25 protein-coding genes, 2 pseudogenes and 1 riboswitch are annotated in these 26,692 nt (G+C 51.4%); of the genes and pseudogenes, 11 read left to right on the top strand and 16 right to left on the bottom strand.

Annotation, left to right across the window (positions count from 1 at the left end):
* Positions 1–45 precede the first annotated feature (45 nt).
* Positions 46–674, top strand: a pseudogene (locus FNY10_RS26795) (VENN motif pre-toxin domain-containing protein); the annotation flags it as partial.
* Between the two features lie 319 nt (positions 675–993).
* Here FNY10_RS26795 and FNY10_RS06605 read toward each other — a convergent pair.
* Positions 994–1,244 (bottom strand): annotated as a pseudogene (locus FNY10_RS06605) (IS30 family transposase); the annotation flags it as partial.
* A gap of 133 nt (positions 1,245–1,377) precedes the next feature.
* On the opposite strand from FNY10_RS06605, the gene FNY10_RS06600 reads away from it, so the two are divergent.
* Complete coding sequence (locus tag FNY10_RS06600; protein ID WP_227699352.1) at positions 1,378–1,935, top strand: histidine phosphatase family protein; 558 nt, start codon at positions 1,378–1,380, stop codon at positions 1,933–1,935.
* A gap of 296 nt (positions 1,936–2,231) precedes the next feature.
* Here FNY10_RS06600 and FNY10_RS06595 read toward each other — a convergent pair whose 3' ends face one another.
* From FNY10_RS06595 to FNY10_RS06575, 5 genes are all read right to left on the bottom strand, one after another.
* On the bottom strand, positions 2,232–2,594 hold the full coding sequence (locus FNY10_RS06595) for a cupin domain-containing protein (RefSeq protein WP_100685201.1): 363 nt from the start codon (positions 2,592–2,594) through the stop codon (positions 2,232–2,234).
* A 75-nt stretch (positions 2,595–2,669) separates the two neighbouring features.
* Complete coding sequence (locus tag FNY10_RS06590; protein WP_131049763.1) at positions 2,670–3,488, bottom strand: AraC family transcriptional regulator; 819 nt, start codon at positions 3,486–3,488, stop codon at positions 2,670–2,672.
* Positions 3,489–3,805: 317 nt separating this feature from the next.
* Positions 3,806–4,423: a LysE family transporter gene (locus FNY10_RS06585; protein WP_160703541.1), complete on the bottom strand. Its 618-nt coding sequence runs from the start codon at positions 4,421–4,423 to the stop codon at positions 3,806–3,808.
* Between the two features lie 190 nt (positions 4,424–4,613).
* Positions 4,614–5,792 carry a CocE/NonD family hydrolase gene (locus FNY10_RS06580; RefSeq protein ID WP_160703543.1) on the bottom strand — a complete coding sequence of 393 codons (1,179 nt, stop codon included), beginning with the start codon at positions 5,790–5,792 and terminating at the stop codon, positions 4,614–4,616.
* Between the two features lie 394 nt (positions 5,793–6,186).
* Complete coding sequence (locus FNY10_RS06575) at positions 6,187–6,855, bottom strand: epoxyqueuosine reductase QueH (protein ID WP_131049760.1); 669 nt, start codon at positions 6,853–6,855, stop codon at positions 6,187–6,189.
* Positions 6,856–7,010: 155 nt separating this feature from the next.
* Here FNY10_RS06575 and FNY10_RS06570 point away from each other — a divergent pair, with 155 nt between their 5' ends.
* Positions 7,011–7,229, top strand: a complete 219-nt coding sequence (locus FNY10_RS06570) for a hypothetical protein (protein WP_131049759.1) — start codon at positions 7,011–7,013, stop codon at positions 7,227–7,229.
* A gap of 305 nt (positions 7,230–7,534) precedes the next feature.
* Here FNY10_RS06570 and FNY10_RS06565 read toward each other — a convergent pair whose 3' ends face one another.
* The 6 genes from FNY10_RS06565 to FNY10_RS06540 form a co-directional block, all read right to left on the bottom strand.
* Positions 7,535–8,470 (bottom strand): GlxA family transcriptional regulator, encoded by a 936-nt coding sequence (locus FNY10_RS06565; RefSeq protein WP_160703545.1) that lies wholly within the window; start codon positions 8,468–8,470, stop codon positions 7,535–7,537.
* Positions 8,471–8,480: 10 nt separating this feature from the next.
* Positions 8,481–9,680 (bottom strand): MFS transporter, encoded by a 1,200-nt coding sequence (locus tag FNY10_RS06560; RefSeq protein ID WP_160703547.1) that lies wholly within the window; start codon positions 9,678–9,680, stop codon positions 8,481–8,483.
* A 42-nt stretch (positions 9,681–9,722) separates the two neighbouring features.
* Positions 9,723–10,484 carry an SDR family oxidoreductase gene (locus FNY10_RS06555; RefSeq protein ID WP_131049756.1) on the bottom strand — a complete coding sequence of 254 codons (762 nt, stop codon included), beginning with the start codon at positions 10,482–10,484 and terminating at the stop codon, positions 9,723–9,725.
* Positions 10,485–10,513: 29 nt separating this feature from the next.
* Positions 10,514–11,329, bottom strand: a complete 816-nt coding sequence (locus FNY10_RS06550) for an SDR family NAD(P)-dependent oxidoreductase (RefSeq protein ID WP_160703549.1) — start codon at positions 11,327–11,329, stop codon at positions 10,514–10,516.
* Positions 11,330–11,711: 382 nt separating this feature from the next.
* Positions 11,712–12,218, bottom strand: coding sequence for a GrpB family protein (locus FNY10_RS06545; protein ID WP_160703551.1), 507 nt, complete (start codon positions 12,216–12,218; stop codon positions 11,712–11,714).
* A 51-nt stretch (positions 12,219–12,269) separates the two neighbouring features.
* Positions 12,270–12,626: a DUF4440 domain-containing protein gene (locus FNY10_RS06540; protein ID WP_100685219.1), complete on the bottom strand. Its 357-nt coding sequence runs from the start codon at positions 12,624–12,626 to the stop codon at positions 12,270–12,272.
* Between the two features lie 290 nt (positions 12,627–12,916).
* Here FNY10_RS06540 and FNY10_RS06535 point away from each other — a divergent pair, with 290 nt between their 5' ends.
* From FNY10_RS06535 to FNY10_RS06525, 3 genes are all read left to right on the top strand, one after another.
* Complete coding sequence (locus FNY10_RS06535; RefSeq protein WP_160703553.1) at positions 12,917–13,555, top strand: glutathione S-transferase family protein; 639 nt, start codon at positions 12,917–12,919, stop codon at positions 13,553–13,555.
* 120 nt (positions 13,556–13,675) lie between these two features.
* The gene (locus FNY10_RS06530) at positions 13,676–14,143 is read left to right on the top strand and encodes a hypothetical protein (RefSeq protein ID WP_160703555.1); all 468 of its coding nucleotides are present in this window, start codon (positions 13,676–13,678) and stop codon (positions 14,141–14,143) included.
* A gap of 145 nt (positions 14,144–14,288) precedes the next feature.
* Positions 14,289–15,182 (top strand): GNAT family N-acetyltransferase, encoded by an 894-nt coding sequence (locus FNY10_RS06525; protein ID WP_131049751.1) that lies wholly within the window; start codon positions 14,289–14,291, stop codon positions 15,180–15,182.
* A 107-nt stretch (positions 15,183–15,289) separates the two neighbouring features.
* Here the strand turns inward: FNY10_RS06525 and FNY10_RS06520 are convergent, their stop codons facing one another.
* The 4 genes from FNY10_RS06520 to FNY10_RS06505 all read right to left on the bottom strand — a co-directional run bounded on the left by FNY10_RS06520 (position 15,290) and on the right by FNY10_RS06505 (position 18,812).
* Positions 15,290–15,763: an NUDIX hydrolase gene (locus FNY10_RS06520; protein WP_160703557.1), complete on the bottom strand. Its 474-nt coding sequence runs from the start codon at positions 15,761–15,763 to the stop codon at positions 15,290–15,292.
* Between the two features lie 47 nt (positions 15,764–15,810).
* The gene (locus tag FNY10_RS06515) at positions 15,811–16,392 is read right to left on the bottom strand and encodes a DUF6886 family protein (protein WP_131050122.1); all 582 of its coding nucleotides are present in this window, start codon (positions 16,390–16,392) and stop codon (positions 15,811–15,813) included.
* A 290-nt stretch (positions 16,393–16,682) separates the two neighbouring features.
* Positions 16,683–17,912, bottom strand: coding sequence for a diguanylate phosphodiesterase (locus tag FNY10_RS06510; protein ID WP_160703559.1), 1,230 nt, complete (start codon positions 17,910–17,912; stop codon positions 16,683–16,685).
* 114 nt (positions 17,913–18,026) lie between these two features.
* A complete protein-coding gene (locus FNY10_RS06505) occupies positions 18,027–18,812 on the bottom strand; it encodes a MipA/OmpV family protein (protein ID WP_160703561.1) in 786 nt (261 codons plus the stop codon).
* A 125-nt stretch (positions 18,813–18,937) separates the two neighbouring features.
* Between FNY10_RS06505 and FNY10_RS06500 the strand changes: the two genes are divergently transcribed.
* The 5 genes from FNY10_RS06500 (at position 18,938) to FNY10_RS06480 (ending at position 26,282) form a co-directional block, all read left to right on the top strand.
* Positions 18,938–19,633 carry a response regulator gene (locus FNY10_RS06500; protein ID WP_160703563.1) on the top strand — a complete coding sequence of 232 codons (696 nt, stop codon included), beginning with the start codon at positions 18,938–18,940 and terminating at the stop codon, positions 19,631–19,633.
* Positions 19,630–20,826, top strand: a complete 1,197-nt coding sequence (locus tag FNY10_RS06495) for an ATP-binding protein (RefSeq protein WP_160703565.1) — start codon at positions 19,630–19,632, stop codon at positions 20,824–20,826. The genes FNY10_RS06500 and FNY10_RS06495 overlap by 4 nt, the downstream gene beginning before the upstream one ends.
* Positions 20,827–20,904: 78 nt before the next feature.
* Positions 20,905–22,053: an efflux RND transporter periplasmic adaptor subunit gene (locus tag FNY10_RS06490; protein ID WP_131050117.1), complete on the top strand. Its 1,149-nt coding sequence runs from the start codon at positions 20,905–20,907 to the stop codon at positions 22,051–22,053.
* Positions 22,050–25,124, top strand: a complete 3,075-nt coding sequence (locus FNY10_RS06485) for an efflux RND transporter permease subunit (protein WP_160703566.1) — start codon at positions 22,050–22,052, stop codon at positions 25,122–25,124. Before FNY10_RS06490 ends, FNY10_RS06485 begins: the two co-directional genes overlap by 4 nt.
* A 612-nt stretch (positions 25,125–25,736) precedes the next feature.
* Entirely contained in the window at positions 25,737–26,282 is a 546-nt protein-coding gene (locus FNY10_RS06480; protein WP_160703568.1) for a cysteine hydrolase family protein, read from the top strand.
* Between the two features lie 315 nt (positions 26,283–26,597).
* Positions 26,598–26,680, top strand: a riboswitch (ZMP/ZTP riboswitch).
* Positions 26,681–26,692: the final 12 nt, after the last annotated feature.

Raw genomic sequence — 26,692 nt, 5'->3', positions numbered from 1 at the left:
GGGTAGTTTTTTGCAAACTCAAAGCTTATCCAGTTCCATCCGGGCATGCAGGGGCTGGCGGGCAGCGACCTGAAAGCCGCGCTGGCAGGCGCCGCCGCGCCGTATGTCGCGGAGATTATCGGTCACTACAGTAATCTGGATGATGCGGGCAAGGTCGCCGCGCATGCGGTGGTCAACGCCGCCCTTGCCGCCGCGCAGAACCAGAGCGCCCTCGCCGGTGCCGCTGGCGCAGCCACGGCGGAAATCGTCGGCCTCATCGCCACACAGATGTACGGTAAACCGGCCAGCGAACTGGACGAAACGCAGAAGCAGACCGTCTCGACGCTGGCAACGCTGCCGGCAGGACTGGCGGGTACCGTGGGCTGGAATGCTGCCGGTGGTGCGTTTGGAAACTGGCTGGATGGGAAAGATCCATTATCTGGTGCTGCGATGAGTGGTGGTACATCGGCAATAGGTTATGGTGTAGGAAAGGTTATTCAAGGGCCACTTGAGAAAGTAATTGATCCTAACTGGAAAAACTGGGAATGGACTGATGTTGGTATGGGATCAGCAAGCCTCTGCCACCAAACCCAACGCCTGGAATTGCTGGAAATATAGGATCTTCAATTGGTTCAGAAGGATCAGGAGCTATAATTCAGGATCAGATAAAAAACCAACAAGAGAAGAAAAAATGAAGTATCAATCTTTCCTTCTGCGTTTTTTAATGACTGTGCTGATATGGTTTTTCGCTATATTTATCATGGCAGTAGCAATATTTTTCTCCATCAGAGTATTTGCATATTATTGGATCGGTGGTGATTTTTTATTCTCTTATGTTGATATTGTGAGAGCGTTAAAAATAGCTGTGTATTGCTCTCTGCTATGTAGCTTAGTGAGCTGGATCTTATATCGAAGTAATAAAAAAATAGTAGATAAGAGGATGAATCCCGCCCTTTACCGGCGGGATTTTACTTGTCAGCGGCGACACGGTTATCGCCGATATCGGCTGTGAGTTCAACCGATGGATGCAACACATTGATTGAACCGCTCTGCGGGTGACTCATAGTCTAGCGTTTTTCTCGGCCTCTCGTTGGGCTGCCTGGCAACACGGTTTAGTCTTTTTGGCTGTGAACTGATAAGTCAGTTCCTTTTGGAAAATACTGTCTGAGTAATCTGTTTGTATTTTCATTTGAGCCGCGTTGCCAGGGAGATTGAGGATCACAGAAATAAATCTGAATGTCTGTCGCTACAGTAAATCGGGTGTGCAGGCGATCATGTAAGAGCGATATTCAAGCTGGAACCTGCAATCATCAGTAAAATTCGTGATTTTGTAACACAAGCGGAGCTGAGATTGTTACCATTTTCCTCTCAGGTATAAACACAACGGATAAAGTAAATATGGAAATTATCCTAATGCGTCACGGTAAACCTAGCTTCACCGACACAAAAAAAGTAGCTGCCCATGAAATGCCCGAATGGATCGAGCATTACGACCTTTCAGATATCAGCGACAATCAACCACCCGAAGCCTGCCGGGTAATCGCGCGTAGGGCGCGGATGACCGCAAGTAGCCACCTTCCCAGAGCAATATCCTCTGGAACTACACTTAATTTAGAGCCTAAAATTGTGGATGACATTTTCAGGGAAGCTGAACTGCCAATATATCGTATACCTGTCCTCAGACTATCTCCTTTTAGCTGGATTGTTTTCTTTCGTCTAATATGGCTTTGTGGCATGTCAAAAGAGGCTGAATCTCTATCTATGGCGAAAAAGCGTGCCCGACGAGCCGCTGACATCCTGATCAATCATGCGAAAGAACACGATGGACCAATCCTCCTGATGGGACACGGGATTATGAATCGGCTTATAGCGAAAGAGTTAACATCATTGGGATGGAAAGAACACACCCGTGCCGGAAAAGGATACTGGAGTGCTGGCGTTTTTCAGCTTTCGTAGCATTATGCAATAGCACAAAGTGGACTATTAAATTAGGCCAGGCTTTGTGCCATAGTTATCTCAGAAAAAATCCGATCTAATACTTATATAACAATGAGTTATCTGCTTAGCATGTTTTTTACATCATTGACCGGCAAACCCCGTATTCGCGGGTCAGGGCATCGTATCCCTTCCAGATGACAGAGTCGACGGTGAGCGAAAAGCTGCCGTTCAGGCTCGTATTGAGCCTGAGGTTATCTATGTAGTCGTGGTTTATCAGACAGATCGGCCAGCCGGGTAGTCTGATACAATCCAAGCTAGATCCAGATATCGTTTTCAGCGGTTCGTTCCCCACCTTCGTGTCCAGTATTCAGGACACCACAGGGTTCTATCATCATCATTTTTACCGTCATTTGGGCTGACGTTTTATGTTCTACACCTTTTGGTACAACGTAGATTTCTCCCGGATTAACGAGGACGTGGCCGTCGCGAAAATCGATACGCAATACCCCCTCTACTACAATAAAGGCCTCATCGGTTTCAGGATGTGAGTGCCATATAAAGTCGCCCGCTATTTTCACGATTTTGAACTGATAATCGTTCATCTGCGCAATGACTTTTGGCTGCCAATGGGTTTCGAAAAGAGAGAATTTTTGTTCTAGATTTACCGGTAAAGACATGATGACATTCCTTAATGTTCAAGAAACGTCGAGGATAAATAAAGTCGCTGTGATGGTCTTGAACGATCGTGCAACTCAGGCACTGTGGGGGTGAATGAAGGTTTGCCAACGGCCCGGAGAAATACCGTATGCCTTTATAAACTGCCGTGTCATATGACTTTGATCTGAGAACCCTGCCTCTAAAGCAGATTCTGCAAGTGACAGACCTGTCTGAATCAGATGTCTGCAGTATGCGAGACGGCGCATTGTTACATAGCGATAAGGACTCGTGCCAAAAAGTGCCCGAAAATCCCGGCTCAGGCTCCAGCGATCTTTACCACAGACGGTGGATAAGGTTTCCAGCGTAATGTTCTGGCTGAATTCAGATTGTATATATTCTCGCGCGCGCTCTGCAGACTGATAATCCACAAGGCAGCGACGAAAGCGTTGCCCTCCTACGACGGCCAAAGTCTGGGCAAGATCATAAAGTGCGTCCTCCTCTTCAAGGACATCAATAGAATCTTCTGACGCTTTTAACAGCGGTCCGGTGGCGGCAAAAAGCCGAGGATCCGCTGATATGCCACCTGGAATAAAGGGTAATGGTTTTCCGCCCAAAATTTTCTGAATTAACGCAGGTTCGATATATAGCATCCGGTACTGAAACCCTTCTGTCGTTCCTGCCTCTCCATCATGAATTTCATCCGGATGCAGGACTATTGTCCCGCCTGGTAAGCTGTGTTGTTTACTGTCTCGATAACGAAAGCTTTGCACTCCTGACAGTGTCCTGCCGATCGCATAAGTATCATGACGATGGGGTTCATAACCATACCCACTGAAGTAGGCCTCCAGGCGTTCAATTTTTCCCGGCGTGTGTGCAACTCTGACCCAGTCTTTATTCGATTGTAAAGCCGACATGTGCGACACCTGTTTCCAGTTAACGATGAATTCCTACCATAACCGTACTGGGTGCGATTTTAAAAGGAGTAGATAAAAGCACTTTAGTCTCACGTTCAGGTTCTTTCTGCCTGCTGCCTCAAAAACTGCCAGCAACTTTGTTCAGTCAGGGACTATAAGTAGTAAAAAAGCGTAACCCTGCACATATGTTCGCTTTTGGCTGTGAGTTCTTCGTTTCATAGCAACGTCCCCCCTTGATTGAGGATAGCGTTGTGAACTCACAGCAGGAGCAGACCTTAATGTTTCTCATCCATAGACTTAGTTTGTAATCGTTTAAATTACTTTAACAGAAGCCGTATTCCCAGAAAGGCCATGACTCCCCCGCTTAATCTATCTATGAGCTTACGGTATTTAATGTAAGCCTGACGTGGCCCATCAGTGGATAATAAGTATGCAACGATGGCATACCAGAGCACATCAATAACGAATGCCATTATGGGCAGGATGATGTACATAACAGGCTGAATGTTTTTGCTAAGCGCTGCGGAAAAAATACTGGCAAATATCAGGGCGGTATGGGGATTACTGATTTGCGTGAACACACCAGTTAGAAAAGCTTTTGAGGCGCTGACTTTCTCAGTAACGGCCAAGTCGATAAACCTGTTTGAAGAGCGCCGAAAAATCTTTAACGCAAGCCATAATAGATAACAACCACCGGCAATCTTCAGGCCTGTGTAAAGTGATGGAACCAATGTCAGCAGGGTGTGAAGCCCCGCTAACGCAATGACAGCAAAGATAAGTGCACCAAAACCCATACCTACCGCCACAGATAATGCCGCCCGTCTTGAACTGGACATGGCCGTGCGAGCAACGAGAAGGAAGCTGACTCCCGGGCTCATCGCACCAAAAAGAATAGCAACGCCAATAGCAGAAAGCGCAATCAAATCATTTGTCATTTATGTTCTCCACAATATTAAACGTCAGTCAGTTTCGAATCACACACCTTATGAATCGTTCCCAATTATCACCGTAACACAGTTTCAGCAGCATCCGCTCCTGACGCGCCAGAAGAAAGGATATCCGCGGTGAGAAAAGAAGAAACCTAATCTCGTACAAGCACCAGGGCTGCGGTTATATCAGCTTATTTCAGTGCGTTTTCTCTGAGGCGTAATTATTGTTGATAGCGTAGACAGAGCATTTAGGTGCCCCTCTCCGTTGTTCCTTTGTACAGAGACTAAGCGCCGTTGCAGCAGCTTCCTGACTGTTTCTGGCCCAGTATGCAGCGCCCCAGTCTCCGTCCGGATCGGTAGCAAATGCTTTTTCATATCGCTGCGTTGATTCATACTCGGAAAAAGCTTTTTTTCCGGCAGCATTCAGGGCTGGCGGTTCAATGAGATTTACGACGGGAAGCTTGATTATCTCCTGGAAGGGCTGATGATTCTGCTCAAGAAAAGCGGCAACGGTATTCCACCAGAAACTCTCAGGCGCTGAATCCATAAAGACATGGCCATCCTTCCCGTAAGAAGGCATGACGATGAACTGAGCGGGGTTTTTACTCTGCTGATACGCATTAAACATTTCTCTGCCCATATCCGGGGGAAACGACTTATCATTTTTTGCATAAAGCCACAGCGAAGGAAGCTTTGCTGTTTTTCCGTATTGTTCATACGTTTTCATTAGCCCTGTCTTATCACAGAGGGATTTTCCGTCGATAGCCCCTCTGCCGCCATCAAAATTGATAACCGCCTTGACGCCTGGCGGATTCGTTGCGCCTGTTGCGATAGCAGCAAATCCACCGGCAGACATACCAACCAGCATCGCGTTATCAGCGGAAGCCCATGAGTTCCGGCGCACAGCCTCAAGCGCCGCAACCATATTTTGGACGTCCTGTTCTCCGGCCTGAAGATGAAAGGGCTGGATGCATGAGTGTCCTGTATATTCTGCAGCACCACTGGACTGACCATATCCCTCTCGCAGGACAACCACCGCAGCATACCCGTGGCGTGCAAACGCGATTGCTGTTGAAGAATATCTGTTTGGGTTAAGCGTCCAGCGGTCAAACTCGGCCGTACCGGTAGTTCCATTGGTGATTAACACGACCGGCAAAGGCTTCTTGCTAACCGGCCGTGTGACGAAAGCATCAAGTATCGCAGGCTGGCCATTATTTAAAGTGACAGACAGCGTCAGTGGTTCCCTGATCAGCTCGCTTATCTGTTGGTATTCGGCCGTGTCAGTTAAAGATTCTGCGTGCCCCGGTAAACTTATAATGAAGACTGTCAATGACAAAAAGAAAGATGCCGAATGGGTTATAAAACGATTGAACATTAGAAGGTATCCTTAATTAGCCTGGAGATATACCGCCTTGCAGTTGCGTACTGGCAGGTAAAAACGCTAACTCTGACAGCCCCCTGTATTAATGACTTAAGATTCTTAATCCGCCAAGTGAGATGAAGAACATTAACGTAAGTAAATTTCAGAACAAAGCTGGCCTGTCTCTTTTTGTGTGTTTTTTTATATTTCCCCAGATCTAAGTTTTCATGCCGGCTTTTTTGCATTTATCACCCATTAGCTCCACTTACCCTGTGACCTTCCCCCGGAAAACAGTACCAGTCTAAACTGCACTGTCCTTACGTTACACGAATAAATGAAATGGGTGGGATAAACGCCGTGGATGAGCCAATGCTTACAGAAGCCCACATGTGAATGTGGGCTTCTGGTATTACTGTTCTTCGCCTTCCTTACCGTAGTAAAGTTTACCGAGTTTGATGAGCGGCCTGCCCTGCGATTTACGGTGCATATTGGTATCACGCAATGAATAGACGCAACCACAATACTCCTGCTGGTAAAACTGCTCGCGCTTGCTGATCTCAATCATGCGCGATGAGCCGCCCTGCTTACGCCAGTTGTAATCCCAGTACGCCATTCCCGGATAATGGGCGGCAGCGCGTTGTCCACAATCGTTAATCTGCTGCATATTCTTCCAGCGGGAAATTCCGAGTGAACTGCTGATCACGCTGAACCCATGTTCCGCGGCATACAGCGCTGTACGTTCGAAGCGCATATCAAAGCACATAGTGCACCGAACACCGCGCTCAGGCTCCCACTCCATCCCTTTCGCACGTTCGAACCAGTTGTCGGTGTCATAATCCGCATCGACAAAAGGAACACCGTTTTTTTCGGCAAACCGGATATTCTCTTCCTTGCGGATGAGGTACTCCTTTTGCGGATGAATATTGGGGTTATAAAAGAAAATCGTGTAATCAATGCCCGAGGCCTGAATCGCCTCCATGACTTCCCCCGAACAGGGCGCACAGCACGAGTGCAGCAATAGCTTGTCTGCGCCGTTCGGCAGCGTCAGTTGCGGGCGTTTAAAATCAGCGTTCTTCATAAATGGATTCTTTGGCAATAGTGAAACTTTCAGGAATTTTAGCATTCACATCGGCGATAACGAAATTAAGAAGTCACTGTTGTCGTTGGACAAATGAGACATAACATGCTCTGCTAAGATCGAGGTAAAAACTTGGGTGACCAGGAGGATAAAAATTGCTGATTTACAATGTATTCGGACGGCATGTTGGCGTCAAAAGGGTTGAGAATCACTGGCAGGTATTTCGTGCCGATATGACGGAAAGAAAGTTCTCCCGTCTGTACGATATCATCATTCCAGATGAGCTGACAGAAGCCGAGATCGCGGGATGGCTGGGCGATATTTTTCATGAGGCGGCCAGCACACGTCACCCCGATGTTACGCGCATCGAATAACCCACTTTGGGGCCGCCTGAACAGCTTTGAGCGAGGAACAGACATTCATTGGACTGTGGACTGCCCCCACCAGAGTGTCTATATAAACCGTCGCAATTTAGTATGCCGCCTGCTCAGTATCGTATAAATGGGGAAAATACCTTCTTCACGGCAACCTTACCGCGGGTTAACGGTGACCGGGCGTAATATATCCTGCAGGCTGCCACTTCCTTTCAGTGACGAACCATGCCGTTAACCTGCACACGCGGAAAAGAAAAATACCCCCGATGAACACTTACATCAGCCCATTATCAGCCCATTGAAAATTATCGCCCCGCGCGAAGCGACTGAGGCGGAATGCCATACCCTCGAATAAACACCTCGCGCATATGCCGTCTGTCGCGAAAACCGGACTCGCGGGCAATAGCATCCAGCGACAGTCGGCTTTGCTCTATCATTAAACGTGCGGCTTCAAGCCGAAGCCCTTCAATTGCTTTTGCCGGCGACTTGCCCGTTTCCTGACGAAAAAGACGGCTAAGCTGGCGGGCGCTCACATGAACCGCATCGGCCAGTATTTCCACCGTCAGCGTTTTGTGCAGATTATTACGCGCATATTCCAGCGCGGTTTGCAGACGATCTGAGCGAGGCGCCAGGGAAAGCATTTCTGAATGCTGGGTCTGACCACCAGAACGGCGCTGATTCATCACCAGACGATGTGCCACAATACGGGCAATGTCTGCGCCGAGATCTTTCTCCACCATCCCGAGTGCCATATCCAGCCCGGCGGTCATGCCTGCCGACGTCCAGATGGTGCCATCGATAATAAAAATACGGTCATCTTCAAGCTGAATCGTGGGATGCTGCGAGGCCAGACTGTGTGCGTGCGCCCAGTGCGTAGTGGCGCTTTTTTGCTCCAGTAGCCCGGCCTGGGCCAGCACAAATGCCCCGGTGCAGATCCCGGCAATCCGCCGCGCCTGGCGGGCGGTTGTTTGCAGAAAGTGAATCACGCCAGAACTGGCAGGTTCGTCCATTGGTGATAATACGCCTGCCACCAGCCAGGTATCCACCTGCGCTTCCTCGCTCAATTTTACGGAGTCCACGCCAATACCTGAAGAAGAGCGTACGGTTCCGCCATGTTCGGAATAGACCACGGACTGGTAAAACGGGCGATCGGCCACCAGGTTAGCAAACTCAAATACCGTCAGCGTAGACAGCGCCAGCATCTGGAAATGGTCGGCAATGATGAATCCCACACGGTGCATCGTAACTCCTTTATGGCTGGCGAACCGCCTGATATTGCGCAGAGCGAGCCCGTAAGCGCTCAGAAGCCCACAGACTGGCCAATGCCAGCAGCAGGAACAGGACTGAGCTTATCATTACTCCGTAAAAGCCCGACAGCGGATAAAGCCAGGATGCCACCGCCGATCCACAACCAATGCCGCAGAACATAAAGGCGCTGGTTAATGCCAGCGAAATGCCACGCGTCTCCGCTGTCGAGATCTCCACGATACGTCGCTGTTGCGTGGGCCATAACAGATCCGTGGAGAAGGCCCAGACCACCAGCAGGAGATACAGCAATGACAGCTGAGCCGGTAACAGCATGATAATCAGCATAACCGCAACCAGTAAGCTCAGACCGGCAACCAGTAAGTGCTCTGCACTGTAGCGCCGGGCGGCCCGAGTAACAAAAAGATTCCCCACAATACCCGCGACGCCGATAACAGCCAGAGCTATCGATACGGAAGAGATATCGCCCTGCCAACGGTCGCGGATCATTGGAGAGATAAAGGCATACATGTCGTATACGCCGGAGGTAATAAAAAACACCACCAGAAAGGCGGCCAGCGATTTCCCTTCCATCAGCACCTGCCCGACCTGCCGTAAATGAATATCAACGCCTTTGACCACATTCGGCACCAGAAGCCACACTCTCGCCGCCGTCAGCAAGCTGAGCAGCGCGACAAGCGCGAACAGCACGCGTGGTCCCCCGACACTGGCTATCCATGTCGCCAGCGGAATGCCAACCATACTGGCCATCGACACCCCCAGCAGGATGGTGGCAATGGCGCTGCCACGCTCTTGCGGGGCGACCAGCTCAGCGCCGAGAGCAACCAGCACGGGTCCTATCAGCGATGCCCCCAGCCCCATCACCATCCGGGAAACCACCAGTACTCTGTAGTCCGGAGCAATGGCAAAAATCAGGGCGCCCAGCCCAAATACCAACATGCCGGCCAGCACCTGTGTCCTGCGCATCAACTTGCCGAACAGGACCTGTGCCAGCGGAGCGCCCAGCGCAAATGTCAGACCGAAAATAGAGAGCAGACGAGCGCTTTGCCCGTCGCTGATCCCCCACTCCTGAGAAATTGCGGCCAGGCTGCCCGCCACGGCAAGTGAACCGGTCGCCTGAATAAAATACGCCAGGCTCAGCGCCCATAGCGCGCGCCTTTGCGATGTGGACAGGTGATTTTGCATGATAAACTCCAGGGATGGGGCAGTGACTTGCCCCAGGGTCGGTCAGGCAACCGGGATAGGGTTATCCATCATTGACTGATTAAACGCGTTCACCATCTCGTGTTCATTAGCCCCCGGATTCGCACGTGCAGGGAGCACGCTATCGACAATTGCTTCAATGGAATCTGTCGCCAGTTTGTCAAAGGTCTGCTGGATAAAATCGGCAACCGGCATCGCACGGGAATCACCGCTTTTGTAGATCAAATCGGTATCGACCCATGGCGGTGAAATTTCAATAACCGTCACCCCTGCATCGCGCAGTAAAAAACGCTGAGACAGAGTGTAAGAGTGAATCGCCGCTTTGGTTGCGGAGTAAAGTGCATTGGTCGCCAGCGGTAAAAAGGCCAGAATCGAACTGTTATTGATCAAGACCGCATCCGCTTGCTGTTTCAGATGTTCAACAAATGCTGAACTCACCCGAACCGTGCCCAACAGGTTGGTATCCAGTAAAGTGGTGGCCATGTTGTCATCCAGTTCGGCAGAGGCATTATCGAATGGCATAATGCCGGCGTTATTGATCACCACATTAAGTGCCGGATAGCGCGAGAGCACCTCTTGCGCCGCCGATTTAATACTTGAGGCACGGGTTACATCCAGCACCACGGAGTCCATCCCCGGATTCGCCGCGGTAACCGTGTCCAGAAGCGCTTTACGACGACCCGAAATGATCACCTGATTCCCCAGCTGATGAAATTTTTCTGCCATCGCGCGACCAATACCCGACGTGCCGCCAGTGATAAAAATAGTATTGCCTGTCAGTTTCATACGGTTATTCCTGTTGGCTAAATGCCCTGTTAGCGAGTAAGGCCGACGCGATAACGTTCGGCGGGTACATGACTGGAAAGGTGTGGAATCATGGCCTGGCGACGGCTTTCCATCGCCAGCCAGTAAGCGTCGTTATGCAATGACGGGATAGTGACCAGTTCCCCGTTAAGAAAACCCGCCAGAGCGGCATCCACCAGGTCATCAGCGCTCATCACTATCGACTTATCGAGTTGTTCAAGAGGTAAACCGCCGTTATCCCAGAATGGCGTTGCCGTAGCACCCGGCAGCACGGCCTGGATGTGGATGCCCTTGTCGGCGAGTTCATGATGCAGTGACTGACTGAATGCCAGCACAAAGGCTTTTGTGCCGCCGTACACGCCGTTCAGCAGTTCCGGCGCGAGGCTGACAATCGATGAAATATTGATGATGGCGCCCGCACCCCGCTCGACAAAACCCGGAACCACGCTATAAGTCAGACGCGTCAGGGCGACGACATTGAGATTAATCATCGCCTGCATCTGATCGACATCGCTCGTTAACAGGGGCGTATGTGTTCCGACGCCGGCATTATTCACCAGCAGCGTAATGCTGGCGTCGTCGCGCAGTCTTCGCTCCACGGCGGCCAACTGTTGGGCATCACCAAGATCGGCTGCAAGGACTTCCACATTGCGGGCGGTGTCAGCCGTAATGTGGCTGGCCATCTGATTCAGGCGGTGATGATTGCGGGCAATAATAATCAGGTCATATCCAATGCGCGCCAGTCGGCTGGCGTAAATCGCACCGATACCGGTGGATGCACCCGTTATCACTGCGGTGCCTTTGGCTGATTGTGTTGCGAGACTCATTGCAGACTCCTTTCGGTCACCATTGATTCGATGCGAGAATCATAAGTGAGAAAGAAGTGTCTTAAATGACGATTATGGTAGTTATTTGGGACATCTCAATGGCGGTGATGAGTGGAAGCAGATATCGAGTACGCCACGCTTCTGCCATCGATCAGTAATGGTATTAATGATCACTCTCCCCTTCCCTCCGCCAGGAATCGCGAGCGTCCAGATATCTCCTCCACCGGTGCCGGGACTCTGTGGCGCGTCAAACGGTGAAAGCTACGAACTGAACGGCAGCACCAGAGGGCAGCAATGAGCGAGGAGCAGACGTTTCACTCAGGTCAGATGAGTGTTTCCAGTACATTGAACATGCCTACCCTGTAACAAACGTAATCTTTCTTTATCGTTCCAGGTCATTCAGCGCCAGTTGCAGATGATGCTCGATAAACTTTTCTTTGAGTGCGCTGTAGCGACGAGCATCGTTCTGACAGATCACTGCCGCCTCACGTTTAATATCCGCGTATTCTTCTGCAATATCTTTGTTTTTTATAAGATAATCGCGAAAAGCAAGATGCCTTAAAACCTGTATATCTCCAACCGCAAACGCATGCACTTGATGGCTACGCCGATCGCCGCCTTTAATGAAGTATTGACGACCTGTAATCCCGTTCTCACCACGCGCAATATATCCGACACGGGTCATGGCCGAGTTATCCAGCGCGCTGATATCGGAAACTTCAAGCAATATGTCAATGACTGGCTTTGCTGAAAGACCTGGAACTGACGTACTACCAATGTGATGGACATTTTCAGCCACCCCGCCGAGCACTGTCTTAATCAATAAACTTTCAGCTTCAAACAGTTGAGGCCATTTTTCATCGTATGGCACTACAGCGATTTTCCGCATAAATACGCCCTCAATTTCCTTGTCTTACCGAAAAAAATCCCGACGACGAACCTAAGCCGCTCCTGCTGCTGGCGTACCCTGATGGAAAACCAGAGTCCACCGTTCCTCCTCAGTGCGAAGCCAGCACGAGGAACGAAGTGATTCGCAGCTGCCGTCTTTATAAAATGTTCTGTAATAAAGTATGGCGCAATCTTCTCCCATCCTGGTAAGGCGGAAATCGCTGCTGAGAATGGGCGATGGGGTTTTCTCACTTAACAGAGATGCTATCGTCTCTGCACGGTCAACTATCACGCCTGAACGGGTGATTTCCCGAAACTCGAGATGAAGGAGTCGCTCAAGCCATTCCCTGTCATTCCGCCTTGAGTGATGAAGGGTACATTCAAGCGCTTTGAGCTTTTCCAGGAGCATTGCGTTCTTCCTCATTAAATCCTGACATTAACATCATTGACAAAATTAGCCTTATGACGCAAGGCTATCCTTTAGCGCAGATCGTAGAAGTTCGGGAAAAGTGGCGCTGATATGAGCAAGGAACAAAAGCGTCTAAGGCATGACTAACATCATGTTGTATTAATCAATGGGGAACAGATCAGGGGGATGTTGCCTTGAAACGAAGAACACATATCAAGTCATGTATATGCGTTCTTTTCCATCTGAGTGAGTTAACAATTAACCGGGTTTATTCCAAAGAGGTTTTTCAGATGCTGGAAGTATGGGGAAGGAAAACATCGTCGAACGTTCAGGCTTTAATGTGGTGTATCGGTGAACTGGAATTACCTTATCAACGATATGACGTAGGGCATAAGTATGGAGGAACAGATTCTGATGAGTTTTACCGGTTAAATCCTAACCGAACCATACCCGTTATCAGAGATAACGGGGGGCCGTCTTTCTGGGAGACAGGCGCAATCCTGCGATATCTGGCCTGTCGTTACGGGCGCGATACCTTCTGGCCAAAAGATTTACTGGAAAGAACGCATGTTGATCGCTGGACTGAATGGGCAAAAATCAGTGTTGCAATGAACTTTAATGAACCCATTTTCTGGCGAGTAGTGCGCACGCCTGCGCATTTGCGAGATCCTTCAACCATCAAAAAGGCTGTAGAATCTTTTGAAAAGCGCCTGATGATTGCCGAAACGCAGCTAACGCAACATCCATACCTTGCCGGTAAAGATTTTACGCTCGCAGATATACAATTTGGGCATGTGCTTTTTCGCTACTTCGACATAGATATTTCCCGTACAACGCTTCCTCAGCTCAGGAAGTACTATGAAGGTTTGCGACAGCGACCGGCATTTCGTGAGCATATTATGGTTTCTTATGATGAACTTAGGGTTTAGGGGGCGTATTGATGCCCGACTCATTGCTTCTCAAACGGTCATAAAGTGGTCATATAATCTTTTCAGACGCTAGCTCTGGAGCACGAGAGACGCCTTTATTCACATACTGAAGAGCCGAAAATGAGCATACCATCCAATGCATACGGGCTAATCAACACGCTGGAAAATACGGCGCAGTTTCTCAATCAACACGCTCTTTCCTGGATGATAATCGGCGGGGCGGCGATGGTGCTTTACGGCTTTGAAGATGGCCCGGTTGCAGATATCGATATTGTTCTGTCATCAAGCTCAGCAGCCTTTCTGAGCAAGCAATTTTCATGGCCAAATTTTGCAAATACGCAGTCCCCGAGATTTCGTTCTGAATATCTGCTGAGACCAAATTTTGGCCCTGTGCCTGTTGAAATTCTCGGTGGTTTCCGTGTATCAACAATGGACGAATGGGTTGAAGTACCCGTCGGCGAAACACAGATGTTTTTCATCAGATCACAAACGTTATTTCTACCGACACGAAAAAAACTGGCCTCGATTTTCCTGTTGTGTGGCCGTGAGAAAGATCGCCGACGTATGGCGCTTCTCAACGGCAACTAAGCGGTTATCACTGCAGAAACCGCAGTAATAAACAGGATCCAGGGGGACGAACCGGCTATAAAAACCAGAGCCCCGCTTGCTATTTAAGCAGGAGACAAGGCAATCCGGGAAGCGTGACTGATACCAGGAGTAATATCAAATCGCGATGATGACTTATATGCTTTCTCAATATGCCGATCTACCTTTATCCCAAAAAACGCTCGCTGGCTGGCTCGAAAAATGGATTTATGAGCAGGAGCGACGATGTACAGATGAAGCCTTTTCAGCACAATTTCCATGGCAGGAAACGGGTTTACCCCAGCATGACTTTTTACAGCGAAAACTACGCATTGCTGGTCGACATTTTCTCACCGGCCCCCGTTATCACGGAGGCGATATCAACAGACCCTTCATTGATATCGTGGCCTCAGATTCCGACATTAATCCTTTAGTCCTTCAGGCTGTCAGCCAGGAATGGGCGCAGCTAAAACCTGAGTACATCCGTATTCTCACTCCGTTCCACTCTAACGTTCAGGGTATAACAGACCAGCTCATATATGCATCGCGCCTGTCCTGCGCAGCAGAGTATCAGGATGACGCATTAACTCTGAGACCCGCGGTATACGCCGATTTTGAATGGTGCCGACAGGCTCTGGTTGAAGCCTATCAGCATACGTGGCGTTCTGTTCCTGCCTTAACCAACCGCAACCTGAACTATGCTGATGATGAAGATCTCATAGATAATATTTCACAAGGCGAGGTGTACATTATTTATGAACATGCGAATCGTGCTGGACTGATAATTTGTGAAAAGGGGGAAATCGCGTTTTTACCGGGTTGCAAAATTTCAGAAGAAATTATTCTCCCGGACTTTCGGGGGCGCTCACTGGCCTCCCGGGCACAACGCTTGCTGTTTAACTGTCTTTCCCCTACCCGCCGGGAAGATTCTCTGCTTATGGGAACGATTATTCCGGACAATTTACCCTCCATAAAAACAGCGGAAAGAGCCGGGCGAAGCGGTATTCTCCGCTACCAGTTTTTGCCTGTCATTGACCGCTAATCGCAACCGCCCTGCGCATTTTCCCATAACCGAACTGGCGAAACCGGGACTCACGCCAATGTCGGTGTTGCGGGCATGCGTGTTCATCAGAGGGCGGATATTTTAGTTCACAGTGCCTGCTGACATCTCTTTTCAGCCTTATGCCTTAAATAAAAGCGGATATAGGTTAAGTACTCCTCATTCATGGGTAAGGGCAATTGGTCAGGCGGGTAAAACTCTATGGCAAGACCTTCTGTGGGATCGTTGAGTATTTCTCCTGACCAGATTTCAGCAGAATATAATGCGGTGATAACATTGATCTCGTCTTTATTGGGAAGAGTAAACGTGTATTCTGCACCCGAGAAAATTTTTAAGAAATCAAGGTGCTTAATATCCAAATTAGTTTCTTCTTTTACTTCCCGGATCGCGGTTTCCTCTAAAGATTCGCCAGGCTCCAGCAGTCCGCCGGGTAATCCCCATGTGGTGTCCTTGCGTTGTTGAAGCAATATATATCCATCATCCCGAACAAGAATGACATTGGCACCAGCCAGCAATAGCATTCTGTGGCCAATAATGCTGCGAATTTCTGAAACGTAGCTCAAGGAGCCTCCTTCTTCAGACAGATCTTCAAAAACTAACGGTTATTACCCTATACACTCATCTGACGGCCCGGTTTTGAGTGCGTCCAGCCTGGTTTGCCCCAGTCTTGCGCATTTCGTAATCGAATGCCACTGGCGTGAAACGATGTCAGCCATATACTTTTAAGCGGCGCAAGCCTCTCCATTACACGCAGGGAGATATTCCTGACGGCAAGTTCTGCTGGAAGATCGGACATTATTCTTAAGCTGACAGGGATAACGTCTGTTCGACATACCCACATACCAACCTCGCCGGTAGGTTCAAAGCCATCAATGGGCAGTTCATATCTGTAAATTTTGCCGCTGATAAAGCGTGAAAACCATGCCTGCTCTATGCAGGCAATGGCAGTAGCATGAGACTCATCGCCCATCCATTTTTCAACGTCCTCTCCGGTCGTCTCAGGCAATGGCCAGAACACGATACGTGGGCACTCGCGAGGGAAAAGGTAAAGAAGTTCGTGTGCTTCGTCCGTAGCCCATATAAGTGACCCGTTAAGCCACTCCTGTCCTGCAGGCCTCTCAACATGCACCCGTAATGGGCGAGGTTTGAAGATAGTGATATCAGGACTATCGCTGAAATGGAAAAGACGCACTGCAGGCCCCACTCAAAATGTATCTAACGATCCGCTTCCATCATTCTGAATAAGAAACGTTTCCTTCAGATGAACGTTCGGGCATTAGACGGTTTTTTCCAGACAGGCACTGTGAGTCCAGTGGACAGAAAGCAAGGGCGCTAAGTCTGCGGTGAGCGATGAGCGATGAGCGATGAGCCGTCACTCTTGCGTGTGGAACAGGCCCATGGTGGTGAAACTCATAAAAATCATGTAGTCATCAACGGGGGACAGCTCAGGATACTGACCTGTATCCTGATTATCGTGGATGATTAAGGTCGGATGGAACTGTCAGCGGTTTTCACAGGCCAGCGAATCTCACCGACGCCGTTCACTTTTGGCAACGCAAATAAGAACCACTGGAAGCGCTTAATGCCCGCAGCCTCAAGCCAGCACCACTCCTCTATCTGCTCAATGCCTTCAGCAACCACGGTAATCTCGAGCTCACGGCAGCAGTTGATTATCGATCTCACCACCGCCTGTTTAGGCCCGCTCTTATGGATATCGGTAATAATCTCACGGTCGATTTTGACTTTATCTGGCTGAATTTTTGTTAACAACGACAGCCCGGCATATCCCGCACCGAAGTCATCAATGGCCAGCCCCATTCCTGAGACGCGCAGTTTTTTGATAGCACTGCTGAACTGGCTAAAACCGGAGATCATTTCATCTTCCGTCACTTCGACAGTAACCTGCTCCGGCACCAGCCCCTGTTTTTTTATTTCCTGTAACAGAAATTCGATGGCATCAGGAATAACGACCAACGACATCGGAAGAATATTAATCGATATTTTATGGTCGCCGATATTAATGGCTTTCGCCTGGGCAAGAGCAACCGACTTAGCTTTAAGATCAACTTCATAGCGTTGATCCTGCGGAATCGATGCAAAAAAACTGGCGGGGCTGCCGCCATCTTTATCCCGAATAAGCGCTTCCAGCGAAGTGATATTTCCGCTCATGGGTTCAATAATGGGCTGGAAAGCAAACTGGCAGCAGTAATGGGCAGCAACCGGCTCTTCCGGCGCGTGAAATGAATGTTTACGCGGGTGAATTGACCACTTTTCAGGCCATAAAAAGGGTGACGGCGAGCAATCTCTTTTTTGGCTGATAAAAGTATGGATAAATTTGTAGGCGCGCTCTTCCGCGGAAAGATAACTTTTCAAATGGCTAAGCTGATGGATCTTTTCCAGAACGTCACCAATGTGCTGCTTGTTCAGGTCAAAAAACATCATCCCCACGTTCTCAAAGCGCCTGCGCGGTGCATAATCGCGCATTAACTCCACTATCTGATAGTGGCGTTGGTCATGCTTAATCTTGTTGAATAGCTGCTCAAGCACGCACTCATCACCCTCAAGTACCTGAAGGTAAAAGTTATCTTTTAAAAGAAGTATGCCCGTAACCCCACATGCTGCGTTCTCGATATTCGCTTTTTCCACCAGCAATATGAGATCAGCGTCTTGTATAAAATGCTTTTGACTTCTGTAAATCAGAGTTGTCAGCATAATCCCATCCAGATTTTGTCAGGCGAATAGCACTATGTAACACAGTCTCACTTTTAAACCCAGCATATCCGGCATATTTAACCACACAGGATATGCCTGGCTGAAGTTAACCGACTAAAATGTCCAGGTGACCGCGACGGTTACCGAGCCCTCACTACGCCGTGAAACAATCGGGCTTTCATTCGCATGCTCGCCAGACCAGGTATAGCCAGCGCTCAGTAGCGAACCCCAGTGAGCATCGAACTGGTGACTCCAGCTCAGACTGTTGTCTACGCCATAAAATCCGCCCGGCGCAGAATAGCGGCGATAGCCGGAGCGGCGGCTCTGTTGCTGACTAACCCCATACCAGGTATTCATATATCGACTGTCGCCAAACAGGGCCGCAGACTGAAAAGCGACCGTATCCTGGCTGTCCTGGAAGGGAATCAACGTCACGGATGTCTGATAGTTTACTCCCTGACTGTCCGTCAGAGGCAGTGTTGCTTTGCCTTCAAAACTGAGCCAGGGAACGACTTGCCAGCCGATGGCAAGGCCGGTATTAAGAGTGGCATCAATGTTGCCCATGCCTTGCAGATTATTTGCCCCCTCGCGCCAGCTGGCATTTTTCTCCCCCCTGCCCAGGTTATAACCCAACGTATGCTCGAAGTACCAACCGCTGGCGTTTTGCAGGTCATATCCTGCTCCTTTTTGCGCATCAATAAAAAATGCGCCTTTGCGTCCCTGTAGCACAGGAACCACCTGCCATACCTGCTTGTCAGAGCCTGAGTAACGGGGGACATATTGTCCGGCCACCCCGAGAGTTAATGAATCGGAAGACGTGCCATCATCAGCCTGGACGCCGAATGCAGCGGCAGTGAGAAGCGCAACGGACATATACAGGACTTTTTTTATCGCTATCATACTGTTTCTCCACACAGACTCTGGCTTCTCCTGATACAGGAATCGCCACCCAATGTGGGTGCAGTATGATTGGGTTAAATCAATGAATAGTCCGGATAGTGTTAAGAAACGGTCAAGGTGAACGGATGTTGTCCAGAAGAGTGTTGATTATTGAAGATGACGCCGATGCAGCAGGCGTGCTCGAAGCCTATCTACGTCGCGAGAATTACGACGTCACCATTACCGGAGACGGCCTGGCCGGGCTGGATATGGCGCAACGGTGGAAACCTGACCTTATCCTGCTGGATGTGATGCTCCCCGGTCTTAACGGCACGGAAGTGCTGGCGAGCCTGCGCCGCAAAAGCGATGTGCCGGTGATCATGGTGACCGCCATGGGCGATACCCCCGATCGCATTGGCGCCCTCAGGTACGGTGCCGATGATTATGTTGTTAAACCTTATCATCCGGGAGAAGTGGTGGCGCGGGTGCAGGCGGTGCTGCGACGCAGCAATAAAAAAGAGACAGAGGAAGAGATACTTCGCTGGCATACCCTGGAGGTGGATGTCGCCGCCATTTTGGCAAGCGTGGTTAACGGCGACGACACGCCGGTGATACTGGATCTTACCCCGACGGAATTCTCTCTTCTGGCAACCCTGCTGCGTTCGCCTGCACACCCGTTTTCCCGCCAGTATTTACTGGAACACTGTTTGCCGGAAAGCGAAGCCCTTGAACGAGTCGTGGATACCCATATTTATAACCTGCGCAAAAAACTCGAAGCGGTGGGTATCTCCGGCGTACTGGTCAACGTTCGCGGCGTGGGCTACAGGTTCAGACAACCATGATAAAAAACCATCATTCTTCTCTGTGGCGCTGGATTTGCGCGCGTATTCTGGCACTGGCCATCGGCAGCGTGATTGTCATTGCAACCTGTATGTGGCTACGTTATGCCGTCCAGAACTACTGGATAATGGGCAGGATGCCGGCGGCGGTGCGGCAAGAATTTCTGACCCTCAGCCAGAATCCACAGGCCAACCCGGCCCGCTTTCACAACATTGTCGATACCTGGTGGGGCCTGAGTTATTCAACGCCGTCCATCGCCTCAGCAGACTGGGTCACCGTGGCCCTGCTGGTGCTGGTCATGATCCCTTTTATTGTCGTGATGGGGCTAAAACACGCGCGGCCGCTGGCACTGCAGTTCAGCCGTCTTCGTGATGCGGCAAAGGATGTCGCCAACGGACAATTTGGCCGTCAGGCAGAGCTCATCAAGGATGCGCCGGCTGAAATGGTCAGTTTTGCCACTGACTTTAATACCATGACGAGGCAACTGGCCCGCTATGAAAAAGAGCTGCGCGCCTCGCACGTCGCGATGGCGCATGAACTGCGCTCTCCCCTGACGGCAGCCATTGGCCGTCTGCAGGGAATGCTCGACGGGGTGTTTGATGCCAGCCCGGAGCAACTGGGGATGGTGATGAAACAACTCCAGCACCTCAATCGCCTGACCGATGAACTCCATCTTCTTTCTTTGGCCGATGCGGGTAACCTTGTGCTGGAAGACCAGCCGTTTTGTCTCGACGAGTTGATTGAGGAGCGCGCGGCCTGGATGACGCCCCAGGCCGATGCGCATAATTTTAGCATCACCCTTCGCAACCCGCGCGCTTGCCCCTTCAGTGGCGATGCCTTCCGTATGGGGCAAGTGTTTACAATCCTTATGGAAAATGCGCTACGCTACGGACACGATGGCGGCCATCTTGCGGTGACTATCCACTACGCTAAAGGGCGTTACACCCTCGAATTTAAGGATAACGGACCGGGCGTATCGCCACAGTTTCTGCCGGAAATGTTTAAGCGCTTTAGCCGGGAGGAGCAGTCCCGCGCGCGGCATTCCGGCGGCAGCGGTCTCGGTTTGTCAATCGCTCAGGCTATTTGTCAGGCGCACGGGGGAAGCATTAGCGCCTCATTAGCCGACACCGGAGGCCTGGTGGTACGTATTCTGTTGCCCTGGCGCCCTGCTGATGAGGAAAACAGTCACTCTTGATAATCCCTTGACACAACGTCGAATCTTTCTCGACTTACCGCGCATTTAATAACGCCATCACCTTTATGGAGCGGCGTTATGTCAGACGAATTTTTTCTCTCCCTCCGCCACTGTCTGCATCATATGTACGGCGTGGCGCGCACCCTTCCCTGGCTGCATTTTCTCCCTCTGGCCCTGCTTGCGCTGGCTATTTTCCCACTGACCGGCTGCGGCGATAAACACGAAAATAAGCCAGACCCGGCGCGAAAGGTACGCTACGTTATCGTGGGCGCCGCCCGCTCCCTTCCCACCGAGGAGAGAACCGGCGAGATCCATGCCCACGATGAAACGACCCTCAGCTTTCGTACCGAGGGCCGGATCCTGACGCGTGACGTCGATATTGGCGATCGGGTCAACGCCGGACAACAGCTGGCCACGCTTGAAAATACCACCGGAAAAAATCAGTTCGACAGCGCAACGGCTGACTATGAAGGGGCCAAAGCCTCTGCCCAGGTTGCTGCGCTTAACGTCAATCGCATGCAAAAGCTGATACTAACAGGCGCGATAGCCCGCACCCAGCTCGACAGCGCCCGCGCTGACTGGCTTGTCGCCAGCGCGCGCTTAAAAAGCAGCGAGGCCGCGTTGCGTAATGCGCGCGAAAGTCTGAGCTGGACACGCTTGATCTCTCCGCAAGCGGGCGTGATCACCGGCGTCAGCGCCTCTGCCGGGCAGGTTGTCAGCGCGGGCCAGTCGGTGCTCACGCTGGCGACCGGCGAAGCCCGCGACGTGGTGTTTGATATTGCCACGCCCGATGAGATCCCAGCCGGGAATAATGCGAATTTGCGGGTTTCCCTCCTCAGCAACCAGGCGGTCAACGCTTCCGCCGTGCTACGGGATATCACGCCTCAGGCCGATCCTCAGACCCGCACCTGGCGCGTCAGAGCCACTCTGATAAACCCGCCGGAGGCCATGGCGCTGGGTGCCAGCGTCACCGTGACGTTGCCATCCACCGCCCCCCACGGGTACGCCCTTCCCGCATCGGCACTGAGTCGGGCCGGCGATAAACCGGCTGTTTTTGTGATCAACGCTGACTCACAGGCGCAGCTGCGCGCGGTGGTGCCGGCATATTACACGGCCTCCTCCGTCTTTATCGCTTCCGGTCTTGAGCCTGGCGATCGGGTCATTACGGCTGGCGTAAGCAAATTACGTTCGGGCGAACCGGTCATTGCCGGGGAGGTCCAGCCATGAAAACAGCAGCGGGAGAGAAATTTAACCTGTCCGCCTGGGCGCTTGAAAATCAGCAGTTGGTCAGTTTCTTGATGCTGCTGGTGATGGCGCTAGGCGTATTTTGCTATGAGCGACTGCCGCGTAATGAGGACCCCGCTTTCACCATTAAAACGGCCGTCGTATCCGCGCAGTGGCCGGGAGCATCCGTGGGGGATACGACCCGTCTGCTGACCGACACGCTTGAAAAAAAGCTACAGGAAACCCCCTGGCTGGATTATATCGAAAGTGAAACCCGGGCCGGTCGCAGCGTTATCCATGTCAATCTCCGCGATGATACGCCGCCGCAAAAAGTCGCGGATATCTGGTATCAGGTCCGCAAAAAAATGCAGGATATCGCCCCGTCTTTACCAGAAGGGGTTCAGGGCCCCGCCGTGAACGACGAGTTTGACGACACCTACGGTACGATTTACGGCTTTGTTCCCGAGGGTTACACCTTGCGGGAAACGCGGGATCGCGTAGAGACAATACGTCGTGAGCTCATGTCCTTACCGGATATCGGCAAAACCACCCTGCTGGGTGAACAGCAGGAACAGCTGGTCCTCGCCTTTTCTCCGGCTCGTCTGGCGGGGATGGGGCTGGATATTCAGGAGGTCGCCGATGCCCTCAGGGCGCAAAACGCGGTAGTCCCGGCAGGGATTATGCGCACCGGGCAGGAAAATATCGCGCTAAAGGTCAGCGGAGCGCTCACTTGCGAAGAGAGTTTACGGGCCGTCACGCTACATATTAACAATCGCTATATCCCGTTGACTGACATCGCCACCCTCACGCGGGAAACCGCCGAGCCGCCAGCCCCAGCCTGGCGGGTTAACGGAAAACCGGCTATCGGGCTGGCGGTTTCAATGGCGCCGACAGGCAATATGTTGCGTTTCGGCGCCGCGCTGAATGCCCGAATGGCGACCATCAGCGCCGGTCTGCCGCACGGAATAGAGATGGTTAAAATCGCCGATCAGTCAGCGGTGGTCAGTGACGCGGTAAGTGGTTTTATCCGGGTGCTTATCGAAGCCGTTGTTATCGTTCTGGCGGTTTCATTTGTCTCTCTCGGTTTACGGGCAGGGCTGGTGGTGGCGGCGGCAATCCCACTGGTGCTGGCCATGACCTTCGCCGGCATGATGCTGGCTGGCATCGGTCTCCAGCGTATCTCGCTCGGCGCGTTGATCATTGCTCTGGGTCTGCTGGTGGATGACGCCATGATAACCGTAGAAACGATGGTCTCCCGACTGGAAGCCGGAGATTCCCGTCGACACGCGGCCACCTGCGCTTTCAAAACGACGGCATTCCCGATGCTCACCGGCACCCTGGTGATGATTGCCGGTTTTATTCCCGTGGGTTTTGCCGCCTCCAGCGCCGGCGAATACTGTTTTTCCCTCTTTGCGGTGGTGCTCATTGCCCTGCTTTGTTCCTGGGTTGTCGCGATCCTGTTTTCTCCGTTGACGGGGACATGGCTGCTGCCGGAAAAAGTCAGACATCACGCGGCAGGACCGGGGCGTATCGCTCGCGGATACGGGGGGCTTTTAACCCTGGCGCTGCGCCACCGGCTGGTCACCGTACTGCTTGCGCTTTCCGCTCTGGGGCTGTCAGTTTATGGAACGACATTTATGCAGGGCGAGTTTTTCCCCGCCTCCGATCGGCCAGAGCTGCTGGTCAGCCTGACACTTCCGGCAAACGCGTCGCAGCCGGAAACGCAAAGAGAGGTAGAAAGGCTTGAAAAAATGCTGACGGGCAACAGCAATATCGATCATTACTCGTCGTACGTCGGCTCGGGCGCTATACGTTTTTACCTGCCGATGGATGTGCTGCTGGAGAATGAAAATATCGCCCAGCTGGTTGTGGTGGCCAAAGATCTTGACGCACGGGATCGTCTGCATCAACAGTTGAACCGGATACTGGCGACGCAATTTAGCGACATCATCACGCGTGTCTCGCCCCTTGAGCTTGGGCCACCCGTCGGCTGGCCGCTCAAATATCGGGTAAGCGGGCCTGATTATCTGCAGGTCCGGGCGCTAGCGAACCGGCTGACGGAGGTGATTGGCCGCTCGCCATTATCACGCGAAGTTAACCAGACGGCGGGAGAACCAGAGAGAATAATTACCCTTAAAGTGAATCAGACTGCTGCCAGAGCGGCGGGAATATCATCAGAAAGTCTCGCCCGGACGCTGAATACGGTCTGGTCCGGCAGCATTGTCACATCGCTCAGGGATAATGACCGCCTTGTCGATGTGGTGCTCCGGGCCAGGGACAATGAGCGTCTTAGCACCGCCACCCTCTCCTCACTGACGATTCAGGGGAATGACGGTAAAAAAATCCCGCTCAGCGCCGTCGCGACGCCGGTCTGGGGCGTGGATGATCCGGTGATCTGGCGTCGGCAGCGGTTGCCTTTTATCACGGTGCAAACGGATCTTGCCCCAGGGAGCCGGGCCGAAGCGGTATCCGCGGCTCTGCGTCCGGCGGTAGATAAACTCCGTGCGGAGCTGCCTGCGGGTTACAGCATTGAAGAAGGCGGCGCGGTTGCCGAATCCGCTAAGGGAAATAGCTCGGTGTTTACCGTTCTTCCCGTGACGCTTGTCATCATGTTGCTACTGCTGATGCTTCAGCTGCGGCGATATTCCCGGATGTTGCTTGCCCTCCTGATGGCCCCGTTTGGTTTACCGGGGATCGTACTGGCGATGTTACCCGGCGGAACGCCGATGGGGTTTGTCGCGCTGCTGGGCGTAATCGCCCTGGCCGGGATGATTATTCGTAACGCGGTGATCCTGATTAGTGAGGTGGACAGCAATCTTGCGCAGGGCATGGTTAACGATGAGGCGATTATTGCCGCCGCAAAGCACCGCGCCAGACCCATCTGTCTGACAGCCTGCGCCGCCGTTCTGGGCATGATCCCTATCTCGCATCAGGTATTCTGGGGGCCAATGGCTTATGCGATTATCGGCGGACTGCTGGTTGCGACGCTGGTTACCTTAACGGTATTACCCGCGTCATTTAGCCTGTTGTTACAATGGGCAGATTACTTCAAAAGCAGGCAAAAAGGTGTTTAACACGGGATACCCGCCTGGCCGTAGCATGCATGAGCTGATATCCAGACTATCCGTGCCAATAGCAAGCAGGTCCGCCCTTCAGGATTGTCTACATGCTGCATGACAATCCTGAAGGGCGCATTAAACCCGGTAATATTCCAAACAACCGGCATTCAGTGGCGATGATTAATCCCTGAGCCGGTCTGTGAGTGAAGATGCCGTTTTACACCAACTTGAACGACTAAAGCATTTTGATCTCGGAAAAGAATCCAGGCGACGTTGGTTCCGGTGGGGGTCAGCTTTGAGCGAGAAGCGGAAGCTAAATTATTGTCGGAAAATACCAATAGGGTACGTTATCAATCAGGAAACATATCCGTTGAAATCTTTAACTCCCAGTGCTAAAAGATGAAGAGCCTTTTTTAAGATTTTTAGGTTTACTGATTCTCAACTCAAAAGAGAACGCCGGAAAATGATTAAGCCAGTTCAGTCAGCGACCACCGTTACCACCACCGAAACCTTCGGCGGCGTGTGCGCATCTGTGACTGGCTCCTGACAAAACAGATTCTGACTCCCCGCCAAACCGGACGGGGAAGAATGTCTCTCCGTTCATGATTTACTGAATGGAGATACATCATGAGTTCATCCGAAAATGCACTTTTAGTTATTGATATGCAGCAGGGGCTTTTCCGTGGCCCCGCTTCACCGCATCTCGCAGACACGATTTTGTCAAACATCTGCCTGCTTATAGAAAAAGCCAGGCAGGCGCAGGTGCCAGTCTTTTTTGCCCGTCACACCGGACCTGACGATTCCTCCTTTTCTGAGCAAAGTCCCTTAACACAACTGATACCCGAAATGGGTGTGAACGCTGAGCACGACGTCGTTTTTGTCAAAAAGTATCCCAGCTGTTTCCGGGATACGAGCCTGCTGCTTCAGCTAAGCAGGCGGGGAATAAAACAACTTGTCATCGCCGGGATGAAAACAGAATTCTGTGTGGACACTACCTGCCGTGCAGCGCCCGGGCTGGGATTCAGGACTGTGCTGATTTCAGATGCGCATACGACAATGGATAACAGCTACCTGTCAGCTAATGAAATCATCAACCATCATAACGTCACCCTGGCTGGCCCATTTGTGACGCTCGCGACAGCAGCGGACTGGAGCTTTTATTCTGAGAAATAAGATAAGACTGCGAGCCGCCCGCCGGGCGGCTGAAGTGCAATCAGTCCGCTTCTGGCACGGTGCGGTCAGTTAACAGAGCCGGACGTCAGCTGCAAGCGCGCAGTGGAAGTTTGGAATCCATACTCACCTTGAAGTGTCCTGAGTACTGAGGAGCTGGGACTTAAGTAAGCGGTTAATTCGACATATACAGGCATTTAGGCCCATTTCGGCGGCCATAACCATAAGGCCCTGAGAATAGAGTAAACTGCTCACTGCCGCAGCAATTAATGTTTATGATTTGCGAAGCCCTGTGTTGTTGATATTGTGTAATAATAAATGCGCTCATGTTACTGACGCTTAAAGATAGATCACTATCGGGGAGCATGGGTCATTGCTAGCCGCGCGTCTGGGCATAACCTTCCCTGGAGATA

The organism is Klebsiella sp. Lac1 (assembly GCF_009825425.1).
Taxonomy (GTDB): domain Bacteria; phylum Pseudomonadota; class Gammaproteobacteria; order Enterobacterales; family Enterobacteriaceae; genus Klebsiella; species Klebsiella electrica.
The sequence above is the reverse complement of the archived record's forward strand: the minus strand, read 5'-3'. Positions and strand labels throughout refer to the sequence as shown.